Origin of the sequence: Marivita sp., from assembly GCF_022763305.1 — a bacterium.
Classification (GTDB): Bacteria; Pseudomonadota; Alphaproteobacteria; order Rhodobacterales; family Rhodobacteraceae; genus Marivita.
The window spans coordinates 1-13350 of the sequence record NZ_JALEGT010000035.1; the positions used below are offsets into that span (position 1 = coordinate 1).

The 13350-nt window shown below is 58.9% G+C and carries 13 protein-coding genes and 1 tRNA gene; 4 read left to right on the forward strand and 10 right to left on the reverse strand.

The window, feature by feature from the left end; genetic code table 11:
- Nucleotides 1-126 precede the first annotated feature (126 nt).
- Nucleotides 127-393: a hypothetical protein gene (locus MRY75_RS05975; RefSeq protein WP_292306231.1), complete on the reverse strand. Its 267-nt coding sequence runs from the start codon at nucleotides 391-393 to the stop codon at nucleotides 127-129.
- A 13-nt stretch (nucleotides 394-406) separates the two neighbouring features.
- Nucleotides 407-1288, reverse strand: coding sequence for a zincin-like metallopeptidase domain-containing protein (locus MRY75_RS05980; RefSeq protein WP_292306232.1), 882 nt, complete (start codon nucleotides 1286-1288; stop codon nucleotides 407-409).
- 693 nt (nucleotides 1289-1981) lie between these two features.
- Here MRY75_RS05980 and MRY75_RS05985 point away from each other — a divergent pair.
- Nucleotides 1982-2986, forward strand: a complete 1005-nt coding sequence (locus MRY75_RS05985) for a tyrosine-type recombinase/integrase (protein ID WP_292306233.1) — start codon at nucleotides 1982-1984, stop codon at nucleotides 2984-2986.
- A gap of 80 nt (nucleotides 2987-3066) precedes the next feature.
- Here the strand turns inward: MRY75_RS05985 and MRY75_RS05990 are convergent.
- A tRNA-Arg gene (locus tag MRY75_RS05990) sits at nucleotides 3067-3143 on the reverse strand.
- A 130-nt stretch (nucleotides 3144-3273) separates the two neighbouring features.
- Between MRY75_RS05990 and MRY75_RS05995 the strand changes: the two genes are divergently transcribed.
- The gene (locus MRY75_RS05995) at nucleotides 3274-4296 is read left to right on the forward strand and encodes a LacI family DNA-binding transcriptional regulator (RefSeq protein ID WP_292306234.1); all 1023 of its coding nucleotides are present in this window, start codon (nucleotides 3274-3276) and stop codon (nucleotides 4294-4296) included.
- Nucleotides 4297-4349: 53 nt separating this feature from the next.
- Here the strand turns inward: MRY75_RS05995 and MRY75_RS06000 are convergent, their stop codons facing one another.
- The 6 genes from MRY75_RS06000 to MRY75_RS06025 all read right to left on the reverse strand — a co-directional run bounded on the left by MRY75_RS06000 (nucleotide 4350) and on the right by MRY75_RS06025 (nucleotide 10761).
- A complete protein-coding gene (locus tag MRY75_RS06000) occupies nucleotides 4350-5336 on the reverse strand; it encodes an ABC transporter substrate-binding protein (RefSeq protein ID WP_292306235.1) in 987 nt (328 codons plus the stop codon).
- A gap of 29 nt (nucleotides 5337-5365) precedes the next feature.
- A complete protein-coding gene (locus MRY75_RS06005; protein ID WP_292306236.1) occupies nucleotides 5366-6214 on the reverse strand; it encodes an ABC transporter permease in 849 nt (282 codons plus the stop codon).
- Nucleotides 6211-7143, reverse strand: a complete 933-nt coding sequence (locus MRY75_RS06010; RefSeq protein WP_292306237.1) for an ABC transporter permease — start codon at nucleotides 7141-7143, stop codon at nucleotides 6211-6213. Before MRY75_RS06010 ends, MRY75_RS06005 begins: the two co-directional genes overlap by 4 nt.
- 6 nt (nucleotides 7144-7149) lie before the next feature.
- Complete coding sequence (locus tag MRY75_RS06015) at nucleotides 7150-7971, reverse strand: ABC transporter ATP-binding protein (protein WP_292306238.1); 822 nt, start codon at nucleotides 7969-7971, stop codon at nucleotides 7150-7152.
- A complete protein-coding gene (gene hydA, locus MRY75_RS06020) occupies nucleotides 7971-9425 on the reverse strand; it encodes a dihydropyrimidinase (RefSeq protein WP_292306239.1) in 1455 nt (484 codons plus the stop codon). Before hydA ends, MRY75_RS06015 begins: the two co-directional genes overlap by 1 nt.
- Nucleotides 9426-9510: 85 nt before the next feature.
- Entirely contained in the window at nucleotides 9511-10761 is a 1251-nt protein-coding gene (locus MRY75_RS06025) for a Zn-dependent hydrolase (RefSeq protein WP_292306240.1), read from the reverse strand.
- A gap of 186 nt (nucleotides 10762-10947) precedes the next feature.
- On the opposite strand from MRY75_RS06025, the gene MRY75_RS06030 reads away from it, so the two are divergent.
- Together MRY75_RS06030 and MRY75_RS06035 are read left to right on the forward strand one after the other, a co-directional pair.
- Entirely contained in the window at nucleotides 10948-11562 is a 615-nt protein-coding gene (locus MRY75_RS06030) for a TetR family transcriptional regulator C-terminal domain-containing protein (protein WP_292306241.1), read from the forward strand.
- Nucleotides 11563-11606: 44 nt separating this feature from the next.
- Nucleotides 11607-11849, forward strand: a complete 243-nt coding sequence (locus MRY75_RS06035) for a hypothetical protein (protein ID WP_292306242.1) — start codon at nucleotides 11607-11609, stop codon at nucleotides 11847-11849.
- 187 nt (nucleotides 11850-12036) lie between these two features.
- Here the strand turns inward: MRY75_RS06035 and preA are convergent, their stop codons facing one another.
- Entirely contained in the window at nucleotides 12037-13344 is a 1308-nt protein-coding gene (preA, locus tag MRY75_RS06040) for an NAD-dependent dihydropyrimidine dehydrogenase subunit PreA (protein ID WP_292306243.1), read from the reverse strand.
- Nucleotides 13345-13350 lie beyond the last annotated feature (6 nt).

Below are 13350 nucleotides of genomic sequence, written 5' to 3' on the forward strand. Positions count from 1 at the left end.
AATGTTAAAGGTTCTGTTACTTCTTTTCCGTTTCACATTGCTGAAACTGGGCGCTCAAAAATGTGAAACGAAATGAGGGATACGTAAAAAGAAAAGGCTCCCAAAATTTGGAAGCCCCTCGCAGATTCACTTCACGAGCTTGAGCTTTGGTCGCAATCCAGAATTCATAACTGCACTGAAATTTGCAAGTGCAACATCAAGAATATCTCTGCCGTTTGCTTCAAGCTCTTCCGTTTCTTCAAAGAAATACCTTTGCAACGTTTCATCTATTTTGTCTGTGTCAACGTGACGATCTGTGAGCAAACAATGCAACGCATATACTGCTTCATGGCAATAATCCTCGCGCACTTCGTCACGTGTGAGCGGTGCAAAAGGGCTTACGTAATCCTGCATTTTCCCTGCCTCTTTATGCTGCTATTTGTTGGATTGTATCTTGTGCAACCGTGATAAAATCAACAGCTTTCTGCGCTGCGCTTGCCGCTCTGAATATATATCGCTTGTCATTGCGCAAGGCATTTAACCATCCGTCAACATATGCGCCGCTTTGTTCAAAATCTGGCGTTAGTCCGATCGTTGCGCATAAGATACAAGCTCCGATTTCCGCAACAAGTTCTTCCTTCGCGTATTCCTCGCGGTCGCGTCCATTGCCCAACCGGTCAAGTCGGCTCTTGTGGCCAGTCCAATGGATCGTTTCGTGTGCTAAAGTCGCGTAGTAGCTGTCAGCGTCAAAGAACGTCGAAACGGGCGGCATATGAATAACATCTCGTGAATGGTGGTAGAACGCTTTAGGCTCGGCGGTTGTCTCGATCTGCGCTCCTGTTTCTGCGAAGAAAGCTTCGAGGATGGGATTAGACAAGGTTCCTAAGTCGCGGGCTTCCGTCGCCGCCGTCTGGTAGAATTCGTCTGGCAGACCGTCGATTTGATCTGCGTTGAAAACCCGGTATCCACGCAAGTAAGGCACTTTGATCTCTTCGCCCGTAACTCTGTCTTCTGTTTCGTGCGTGTTGTAGAAAACAACGAGTGTGGATTTTTCGCCCTTCCGCACTGTGCCGCCCTTCTCCTTAGCTTGTTTGAACGTGAACCAATGCGCGGCTTCAAAGCCCTTTTGTTGCGCCGTCAACCAGAGCATGAGTGTGTTTATACCTCGGTACTGTTCACCATTGGCACGTAGTGGGAAAACCGCGCCGCCGCCTGTCCAAGGCTGCCGCCACGGTGCCGCGCCATCTTCAATCGCTTTGATGATTGCATTTGTCACATGCTGCTGGATGTCGAACTTTTCTTTAGCCATTTGTGGCCCCCCTAAGTCTCTTGCTACCTTCCAGAATTGGACGGGCTGGCAAGTGAGCCGCGCATCGCGCGTGTCTCTCTTGCCGGACTGGCCCTCGCCGAGAGCAGGGGGGGAACCGCCGCAATTGGAAAATCAAGCACACAAGGGAGTGGTGCGGCCGCAGCGCAGCGAGGCACGGTCCCGCAGTAAGCGCAGTATTTTCTTGTTGAGGTGGGGGACCGGCGGTCCCCTAAACGCCGCGCAAGCGGCAAACCAAGGATGGTTATCCACATGAAAATAATGAGGTTTTGAAAAAAATCAGCGATTTTCTTGAATATGCATCCCGAAAGTCCTCTATAGTGAAAAATGTCAGAAAGGGTATTTTATGACTAAAGCACAGTTTTCGCGTCATTTGGCTGCGTGGATTGCAGTTTACAAACAGCCGCCAGTCGTTGAATTGCGCAAAGATGGTACGGTTGTTTTGAAGAATTCATCAGATGTGAATTTGGAAAACGCGGAGTAATCACAGATGCCGTCTCGTCCATCTCCTTCAATGCCTACCAAGCGTCAGATTGATGAAGCTTATGCCGCTGCCAGCGCCATCTGTCCCGATGTGCGCATCAAATGTATCGGTCCGGACGGAGTGACTTTTGATTATCCGGATAACACAACGTCTAAATCGAAGTGGCATGATAAGCCATTTTCGTGTGACGTATGACGAAAGAAGATTATCTTCGCTCCCGCAAGCGCCGGGGCCGGTGGTTTCATTACTACCGGCGCAACGGCGTGGAAAAGTCGCTGGGCGTTCATGGCTTGGAACCTTCCGACCCGAAGGTCAAAGCTGCATATTGGGCGGAACACGCGCGTTGGCAGGACATGCCACCAGGTACCGCAACGCCGAAGGCTGGGACGTTTGCGTGGGGCTTAGATATGTACTTGTCGGGAAGCAGAAGCTGGGCCGACTATGCCGAAGGCACTAAGAAATCGCGTCTTGCTATCCTGAACAGGTATCGCAAGGCACAAGGCCATCGCCCGCTTTCAAGTATCACATCTGGCGACATTGAGGCGGCGCTGTACGCGAAAGGCGGGCACGGTGCGGCAAACGAACTGAAAGCGCTAAAGCCTGTTTTCCATCATCTGCGGAAACTGCGGATTATTCCCAAGAACCCGGCGGCGGGTGTCGAACTGGATACGCCAGCGATTATCGGTTTCCCAACGACCGACGCGGATGAAATCGAAGCATTTATCGAACGCTGGGAAATCGGGACTGTCGAGCGGCTGGTCTTTGATCTCGGCTTGCGTACCGGAGCCGCGCGGGTGGACCTTTGCAAAATCGGTCGGCACAACATCCAAGGCAATCTTTTGACTTTCAATCGGAACAAGTCAACGGTCGTAACTCATGTGCCAATTACTGGGGACTTGCGGGCTGTGATCAACCGAACTCCGGACATTGCTCCTGCATTCATTCTCAACAAATATGGCAAGCCGTTCACGGCTGAAAGCCTCGGCAATCTCTACCGGGATGCAGCGGTGGCTGCTGGGATCAAGTCCCGTCTTCATGGCCTGCGGAAAGCGTTCTGCGTGTATTGGGCTGAGGATGGCAAGACGGCTCACGAGATCATGGCTATGTCCGGCCACCTGAGCCTGTCCGAAGTGCAGCGATACACTCAAGCGGCGGACCGTAAGCGTATCATTCAGCTTATTGCAGGTGCCGCATAATGGGACACGCAAATTCTGGAGCGGGACACGTTTTCACAACCACTTGTAATCAAACAATAAAAATCACGAAAATTGGAAAGTGGCGATCCCGGCAGGATTCGAACCTGCAACCTGCCCCTTAGGAGGGGGCTGCTCTATCCAGTTGAGCCACGGGACCACGCGTTACAGCCTTACTGGTCGAAACGCGGCTTGTCATCACTTGCTGCATTTTTTCACAGGGGTCGCAATCGCTTGCTGGCGGATAAGAGTTTGCGATAACATCAAAATGACAATACAGGATGACGCCCTTGGCCAGTGAAGACACCCGCCCTCTCACGCTGCGCGACGTTTCGGAAGCGTCCGGCGTTTCTGAAATGACCGTCAGCCGCGTTCTGCGCAATCGTGGCGATGTGTCGGCCGCCACGCGGGAACGGGTCCTGTCGGCGGCAAAGTCTCTGGGCTACGTGCCGAACAAGATTGCCGGTGCGCTGGCCAGTCAGCGTGTGAATCTTGTTGCGGTGATCATTCCCAGCCTGCGCAACATGGTGTTCCCCGAAGTCATGTCGGGCATCAGCGCCGTTCTCGAAGAGACCGAACTGCAACCTGTGGTCGGTGTCACGGACTACCTTCCCGAAAAGGAAGAGCGTGTGCTCTACGAGATGCTGTCGTGGCGGCCCTCCGGAGTGATCATCGCGGGGCTCGAGCATACGGATGCGTCGCGCGCGATGCTTATGGCAAGCGGGATTCCGGTGGTCGAAATCATGGATGTCGATGGAACGCAGATTGATGCGATGGTAGGCATTTCCCATCGGCGCGCCGGGCGCAAAATGGCCGAGGCCATTCTGAAGGCCGGCTACCAGCGCATCGGGTTTCTTGGCACGAAAATGCCGCTCGACCATCGTGCGCGCAAACGCTTCGAAGGGTTCACCGGCGCGCTTGCCAAGAGCGGCGTGGAGGTTGCGGACCAGGAGTTCTATTCCGGCGGCTCGGCGCTCGCCAAGGGGCGGGAGATGACGGAAACCCTGCTTGCGCGGGATCCAGAGCTTGATTTTCTGTATTACTCCAACGACATGATCGCAGCTGGCGGGCTTTTGTCCCTGCTCGAAAAGGGCATCGACATCCCCCACCAGATTGGGCTGGCGGGGTTCAATGGGGTCGAGCTGCTCGAAGGGCTGCCGCGCCAGCTGGCCACGATGGACGCATGCCGCACAGAGATCGGGCGCAAGGCGGCTGAAATCATCTCGAACCGGGTCAATTCACCCGAAGCGGACACCCCGAAAGTCGTGGAGTTGACCCCGAAGATCACCTACGGCGACACGCTGCGCCGATAGGCAAAAAAGAAGGGCCGCTTTTGGCCCTTCTCCTTGCGTTCAGATCGGCGATCTCAGTTCAGCGCGTCGGACACCGCATGGGTCCACGCACCATCGCCCGGATCGGCCGTGATGACCGGATCCGAGCCGCCGGCCAGCAGCGTCTGAACCGTGCGCTCGAAATCCGCCGGATCCAGCGCGCCGTTCGAACCTGCTGTCAGTTTGGCGACTTCGCCCATCATACGCTTCTGATGCGTTTCGGTCTGCGCACCGGTCTCGTCGTATTCGAGCACGATCATCGCGGCCTCATCCGGGTTTTCCTCGGCCCATTTCCAGCCTTTCATCGACGCGGCGACGAACCGCTGCATCTTGTCGACGAAGGCGGGATCGTCCAGCCAGTCCTCGAGCACGTAAAGCCCGTCTTCCAGCGTCGCGACCCCCTGATCCTCGTACTTGAACGTCACGAGGTCATCCGGGCTGACACCGGCATCGATGACCTGCCAATATTCGTTATAGGTCATGGTCGAAATGCAATCGGCCTGACGCTGCAGAAGCGGGTCCACGTTGAAGCCCTGCTTGAGAACTTCGACCCCGGTTTCGCTCTTGCCGTCGGTTGAAATGCCAAGCTGGCTCATCCACGACATGAAGGGGAATTCGTTGCCGAAGAACCAGACACCCAACGTCCGGTTGGCCAGATCATCGGGGCTTTCTATCCCGGCATCCTTCCAGCAGGTGAGCATCATGCCCGAGCTCTTGAAGGGCTGGGCGATGTTGACCAGCGGAAGGCCCTTTTCCCGCGCGGCCAAAGCTGCGGGCATCCATTCGACCGTCACGTCGGCACCACCGCCCGCGATCACCTGCGTGGGCGCAATATCAGGACCACCCGGTTTGATGGTCACGTTGAGATCGGCTTCCTCGTAATAGCCGTTTTCAAGAGCGACGTAATAGCCTGCGAACTGGGCTTGCGTGACCCATTTCAGTTGCAGGGTGACATCGTCTGCAGCCCAGGCGGGGGCGGCCAGGCCGACAGCGGCAAGTGCCCCAATCAGTTTCGTCTTCATAGTAACCTCCATGTTGTCATTGTCGTTTTTCAGGTCTTGCGGTGTGACGGGTGCCAGAACGTCACCCGCTTTTCGATCCAGGCCACGAGTCCGTAGAACGCGGTGCCCGCCAAGGCGGCAACGGCGATTTCGGCCCAGACCAGATCGATCGACAGGCTTCCCACACCCGTCGAAATCCGGAACCCCATCCCGCGCGTGGGGGATCCGAAATATTCAGCCACGATCGCTCCGATCAGGGCAAGGGTTGTCGCGATCTTGAGCCCGTTGAACACGAAAGGCAGCGCAGCGGGCAGGCGAAGTTTGAGCAGCGTGTCGAAATAACTCGCAGCATAGGTGCGCATGAGGTCGCGCTGCATCGCATCGGTTTCGCGCAGCCCCTGCACCGTGTTCACGAGGATCGGGAAAAAGACCATCACGACGACCACCGCCGCCTTGGACTGCCAGTCAAAGCCAAACCAACTGACGAGGATCGGCGCGATACCGACGATGGGCAGGGCGGCCACGAAATTGCCGATGGGCAGAAGACCACGGGTCAGAAAAGCCGACCGGTCGATCAGGATCGCCGTGGCAAACGCCGCCAGTACGCCAATCGCAAAGCCTGACAGTGCCCCCTTGAGAACCGTCTGGCGGAAGTCCTCCCAAAGAATGTCGGTGGAGGCTGCAAAGGTCTGGGCAACTGCAGACGGCGCAGGCAGGATGACCGGCGACACGCCGACCCCGCGCACGATCCCTTCCCAAAGAACGATCAGCGTGACGCCGAACAGAACCGGGATCAGCACGCGCACAGCCATCGTTCCGCGCCAGCGCGAATTGGCGAGCCACGTATTGAGCCCCCAGGCTCCGATCCAGAACACAAGGGCAAAGACCAGCCAGCTCATGCCTGCATCCCCATGCGCTTCAGCGTGACCCGCTGGACCAAATCCAGCAACGTGACCAGAACTCCGGCCAGGATCGCGGCAGCAAAAAGCGCCGCCCAGATCGCCAGAGGTGTGCCGAACTGATCCCCGATCAGGATGCGCGCCCCCAGACCCGAGATCGCCCCCGTCGGCAACTCGCCTACAATCGTGCCCACCAGTGCCGCAGCGATCCCGATCTTGAGCGAGGTGAAAAGATAGGGCATCGACGCAGGCAGACGCAGTTTCAGGAAGGCCTGCACTCCGGACGCGGAATAGGTCTTGAGCAGATCAAGCTGTGCCGCTCCGGGCGATCTCAATCCCTTGACCATGCCGACAAGCACCGGGAAGTAACACAGATAGGCCGAAATGATCGCCTTCGGCACGCCCCGCCCCTCGATGCCGACCTGACTGGACAGCACGATGATCATGGGGGCCAACGCCACGATGGGGATGGTCTGGCTGATGATCGCCCAGGGCATCAGGCTCATGTCCACGACGCGGCTGTAGACGATGGCAATCGCCCCGGCCATGCCCAGAACCGTGCCCAGTGCAAAGCCCCAGAGGGTGGATTGCAGGGTGATCCAGCCGTGATAGATCAATGACCGTTTCGACATGGGCCGCCCGTTAAGCGCCATCTCACCCGTTGTTTTCCAAAGCTCCGACCCCACCTGCACCGGCGTCGGCAGCCGAGGACGCTCGAGGCTGTAGCCCAGCGCGATCTGTTCGGGATTGTCGAGCATCAGTCGCCAGACCGACACCTCGAACCGCGCGCGCGCTTCCGCAGGCATCACCTCGGCCCCTGCGCGTTCGGCCACATCCAGCGCTCCGCGTATGTTCATTGGCGCCACAGCCGCATACCAGAGCGCTGCCAACGCCGCGAGCACGGTCAGGATGGGAACAAGGCTTCTCATACCGCCTCAGTCGTCATAGGCATGCCCCGCCCGCAGCCCTTCGCGCACGCGGTGCGCAATGGCGAGGAATTCCGGCGTATCGCGGATGTCGAGCGGCCGCTCCTTGGGCAGCGAGCTCTCAATCACATCGGTGATCCGACCCGGGCGCGGCGACATGACAACGATCTTGGTCGACAGATACACCGCTTCGGGGATCGAGTGCGTGACAAACCCGATGGTCTTCTCGGTCCGCGCCCAGAGGTCGAGCAATTGCTCGTTCAGGTGGTCGCGCACAATCTCGTCCAGCGCCCCGAACGGCTCGTCCATCAGCAGGATATCCGCATCAAAGGCCAGCGCCCGCGCAATCGACGCCCGCTGCTGCATCCCACCCGAGAGTTGCCAGGGATATTTCTTCCCGAAATTCGACAGCTCCACGAGGTCCAGCACCCGCGCGATCCGCTCGTCCTGCTCGGATTTGGAATACCCCATGATCTCGAGCGGCAACGCGATGTTCTTCTCGATGGTACGCCACGGATACAGCCCCGCCGCCTGGAACACATAGCCATAGGCCCGCGCCCGCCGCGCCTCATCCGGCGACATGCCGTTCACTGTCAACGTCCCACCCGTCGGTGTCTCAAGCGCCGCAATGCACCGCAGGAAGGTGGTCTTTCCGCAACCCGACGGCCCGATGAAACTGACGAACTCGCCTTTGCCGATGTCCAGATCGACACCCGAGAGCGCATGGACCGGCCCGTCATTGGTCTGGAAGGTGAGGTCCAGCGATTTGGCGGAAATCACCGAAGTGGCTGCACTCTGATCATTGACCGGAGCGGCATGGATCGTTTGCATCAAACCCCCGTCGCCGGAATACCGGTTCGCTCCACCGGACGCGGCGCGGTCAGTTCCTTCCACGTCGACAGCGCCCGGTTTACCGTCCCGTTGCCCGGACGTTTCACGAACTTGCCATGCCCCTCCTGCGTGCGCATCTCGCCATCATGCACCGCAACATGACCACGCGTTAGCGTGAACCGCGGCAGGCCTTTGACGTGCTGTCCCTCGAACACGTTGTAGTCGATGGCCGATTGCTGCGAACTGGCGGAAATCGTCTTTTCCTTTTCAGGATCCCAGACCACCAGATCGGCATCCGCACCCACCAGAACCGCACCTTTCTTTGGGTAGCAGTTCAGGATCTTCGCGATATTGGTCGAGGTCACCGCAACAAACTCGTTCGGCGTCAGCCGCCCGGTTGCCACACCATGTGTCCAGAGCATCGGCATCCGGTCCTCAAGCCCGCCCGTGCCGTTGGGGATTTTCGAGAAATCGCCAACGCCAAACCGCTTCTGCTCGGTCGTGAAGGCACAATGGTCCGTCGCCACGACCGACAGAGTCCCCGATTGCAGACCGGCCCAGAGGCTGTCCTGATGCTGCTTGTTGCGGAACGGTGGCGACATCACGCGGCGCGCGGCGTGGTCCCAGTCCTGATTGAAATACTCGCTTTCATCCAGCGTCAGATGCTGGATCAGCGGCTCACCCCAGACCCGCTTGCCCTGCATCTTGGCCCGCCGGATCGCCTCATGTGCCTCTTCGCAGGACGTGTGCACCACATAAAGCGGCACGCCCGCCATATCCGCAATCATGATGGCGCGGTTCGTGGCTTCGCCCTCCACCTGAGACGGCCGGGAATAGGCATGCCCCTCCGGCCCGGTATTGCCTTCGGCCAGCAGCTTTGCCGTCAGTTCCGCCACCACATCGCCGTTCTCGGCGTGGACCATCGCAATCCCGCCCAACTCGGCCAGACGGTTGAACGAGGCATACAACTCATCGTCATTGACCATGAGCGCGCCCTTGTAGGCCATGAAGTGTTTGAACGTGTTGATCCCGCGTTCTTCGATGACAGGTTTCATCTCGTTGAACACCTGCTCACCCCACCAGGTGACCGCCATGTGAAACGAGTAATCGCAGTTCGCGCGGGTCGATTTGTTGTCCCACATCTGCAGCGCATCAAAGAGGCCCTGACCGGGGGCCGGCAGCGCGAAATCAACCACCATGGTGGTGCCCCCCGCCAGCGCGGCCCGCGTGCCACTTTCGAAATCGTCCGAGGAATAGGTGCCCATGAACGGCATCTCGAGATGCGTATGAGGGTCGATCCCGCCGGGCATGACATAACACCCTGTGGCGTCCAGTTCCGCGTCGCCCTTCAGGTTCGGCCCGATCTGGGTGATGATCCCGTTCTCGATCAGGACATCCGCCTCATAGGTCAGGTCCGCTGTGACAACCGTTCCGTTCTTGATGACTGTGGTCATGGTTTACTCCGTGGTCCTGATCTTCTCTGGTTCAAAAATACTTCGGGGGAGTCGCGCATCGCGCGACTGGGGCAGCGCCCCCGATCTAGCTGACGATCTCCGCCGTCTCGACGACAGCATGGAAAAGAACATCGGTCCCCGCCGTCGCCCAGTCCTTGGAAATCTCTTCCGCCTCGTTGTGCGACAGCCCGTCAACGCACGGGCACATCACCATCGCCGTGGGTGCGACATCGTTGATCCAGCAGGCATCATGCCCCGCGCCGGAAACGATATCCATGTGTGAATAACCCAAACGCTCCGCCGCATCCCGGATGGCACTGACGCAGGCGGGATCGAATGCGGGCGGATCGAATTGGCCGACGATGTGGCAGTCGAATTCCACGCCGATCTCTTCACAGAGCTTTGGCGCACGCTCCATGAATTCATCGACCATGGCGTTCAGCTTGTCGAGAAGATGCGTGCGCATGTCGACGGTGAAAACCACCTTGCCCGGAATGATATTCCGGCTGTTGGGGTAGACGTCGATATGCCCGATGGCCCCCACCGCATTGGGCTGGTTCTTCATGGCGATCTCGTGCACCAGCTCGGTGATCAGCGCGAGGCCCCGCCCCGCGTTCTTGCGCATGTGCATCGGCGTCGAGCCGGTATGGCTTTCCTTGCCGGTCACCGTGCATTCGATCCAGCGCAGGCCCTGCCCGTGGGTGACAACGCCGATATCCTTGCCCTCGGCTTCGAGGATCGGGCCCTGTTCGATATGAAGCTCGAAGAAGGCGTGCATCTTGCGGTCCCCGACCTTTTCGGGGCCTTTCCAGCCGATCCGCTCCAACTCGTCGCCGAAGGATTTGCCCTTGGCATCGACGCGGTCATAGGCCCATTGCAGGTCATGCTTGCCCGCGAAAACCCCGGAGGCCAGCATGGCGGGCGCAAAGCGGGTGCCTTCCTCATTGGTCCAGTTGGTGACAACGATGGGATGCTTGGTCTTGATCCCCAGATCATTGAGCGAGCGGATCACCTCGAGCCCGCCCAGCACACCCAGGACCCCGTCATATTTGCCCCCAGTTGGCTGGGTATCGAGATGCGACCCCACATAGACCGGCAGCGCGTCGGGGTCCGCGCCCTCGCGGCGCGCGAACATGTTGCCGATCTCGTCCACACCCATGGTGCAGCCCGCAGCCTCGCACCATTTCTGAAACAAGGCGCGGCCTTCGGCATCTTCATCCGTAAGCGTCTGGCGGTTGTTGCCGCCCGCGATGCCCGGCCCGATCTTCGCCATCTCCATGAGACTGTCCCACAGGCGGTCGCCATTGATCCGCAGGTTTTCTCCGGGTGCTGCCATGTTCGTTCCCCTCGCCGCTGGCTGTCTTGCGTGACGGCACAACAGCCGCGCAAGTTTTTTACCATTTGGTAAAGTTACGATTGCAACGCACCCCCAAGCTGTCAAGGTATGTTCTTGAAGGAAAAGTTCAGCGCAGGCCGTCACAGCGACTCCGTGCCTGCAAATGCAGCATGAGAAGGATCGCCCGTGACGAGCACCGCGAGAAAACCCAGTCGTATCCAGACCGAGAACCGCAAGCGGATCCGTGATGCAGCTCTCGGGTTGTTTTCGACACATGGGTTCCGGGGCACCACGCTCGACCAGATCGCCGAAGCCTGCGGCATGCACAAGCCGAACCTCATCTACTATTACGAGAACAAGGAGGCGATCCATATCGACCTTCTCAATACCTTGATGGAAGAATGGCTGAGCCCGCTCGACGCGATGAACCCGGATGGGGATCCTTTGGAGGAAATCCTCGGCTACATCCGGCGCAAGATGGAAATGAGCCGCCTCTATCCCCGCGAGTCCCGTCTGTTCGCCAACGAGATCGTGCAGGGGGCGCCTCGGATGCTTCCGCATCTGGAACGCACGCTGAAACCGCTGTTCGACAGGCAATGCGGGATCCTTGCGAAATGGATGAAGGACGGCAAGATCGCAGAGATGCACCCGGCGCATCTCATTTTTTCGATCTGGGCCGTCACCCAGCATTACGCGGATTTCGAAGCCCAGATTTCGGTCCTGTTGCCGGGAGACGACAAACGCGCACGGGGCGCGGACCAGTTTGTCGAGATGATGTTCCGGAAAGTGCTCACGCCGTAGTGGCGTTTACCGCGCGTTAAACATACCTGGCCGACACTGACGGCATGTTGATGAACACGCCCTTCGAGTCACCCACAGCCTACAACCCGGCATGGAGAGACCAATTGTTCAGCGCCGATGCGGTGCGGCGCAAAGGTGTTGTGCGCCGCAAGAAAGGTGCGATCCACAGGGAGGTCGGGTTAAGCCTTCTTCGCGCCGAAGTGCAGGCGCGCGGGTTTCAGCTTTTCGATGTCGGCACGGATTATCTGATCGTGTGCCACTCTCAACCAATCACACGCATCGGCTGACGACGGATCGGTCGGTCAACACTCAGTCGTCTATGATCATGGCGCGACCTGGTCGGCCGACTGCCAGTCGGCTTGCCGATTGCCCACACGTCCAGAATTTTATGGCGGCGTTTGAGAATCTTCGTACGAAGATTCTCAGGCCACCCCATAATATTCTATTAAGCGCGTGCAGAAAACGGCTCGCGCTCTACTCAGCCGCCTGACGCACTGCCGGATTGTTCGGATGCGTTGTCCAATCCCCATGCTCCGCCGCAACGGGCCGACCGGTCCGCTCGTCCACAACACCGACGTCCAGCCGTTCCATTGTGATGCAGTCCTCGACCGGGCAGACATTGACGCACAGGTTGCAGGCCACGCATTCGTCATCCTTCACGGTGAACACCCGATCCTCGGACATGGCAATCGCCTGATGCGACGTGTCTTCACAGGCCGCAAAGCAGCGCCCACAGGAGATGCACAGGTCCTGATTGATCCGGGCCTTGGCGATGTAGTTCAGGTTCAGATGCTGCCAGTCGCTGACATTCGGCACGGCGCGGCCGATCAGATCCGAAGTCGATTGAAGCCCCTTGTCATCCAGATACTGGGACAGACCGGAAATCATCTCCTGTACGATCTTGAACCCATAGGTCATTGCAGCGGTGCAGACCTGAACATTCCCCGCGCCCAGCGCCATGAACTCGGCCGCGTCCTTCCACGTGGTCACGCCTCCGATCCCCGAAATCGGCAGGCCCCGCATCTCGGGCGTGCGCGCAATCTCGGCCACCATGTTGAGCGCAATCGGCTTGACCGCAGGCCCACAATAGCCGCCATGCGCACCTTTGCCGTCAATTGTCGGCTCCGGAGCGAACAGATCCAGATCGACCGAGGTGATGGAGTTGATCGTGTTGATCAGGCTCACCGCGTCCGCGCCACCTGCGTGGGCGGCCATCGCGGGTTTCCGGATGTCGGTGATGTTCGGCGTCAGCTTCACGATACAGGGCATGCGGGTGTTCTGCTTCACCCAGCGCGTCACCATCTCGATATATTCGGGCACCTGCCCCACCGCGCTGCCCATGCCGCGTTCCGACATGCCATGTGGGCAGCCGAAATTCAGCTCAGCCCCATCCGCGCCGGTTTCCTCGACCAGCGGCAGGATCGCCTTCCACGCCTCCTCGACGCAAGGCACCATGAGTGACACGACCATCGCGCGGTCGGGGTAGTCCCGCTTGACCGCCTTGATCTCGCGCAGGTTCACCTCCAGGGGCCGGTCGGTGATCAGCTCGATATTGTTGAGGCCCAAGAGCCGCCGGTCCGCCCCCCAGATCGCGCCGTAACGCGGCCCGTTGACGTTCACGATGGGTGGCCCCGCCTCGCCCAGCGTTTTCCAGACGACGCCGCCCCACCCCGCCTCAAAGGCGCGGCGGACGTTGTATTCCTTGTCCGTCGGCGGCGCCGAGGCGAGCCAGAACGGGTTTGGGCTCTTGATGCCCACGAAGTCGGTTGTCAGGTCAGCCATTCTCAA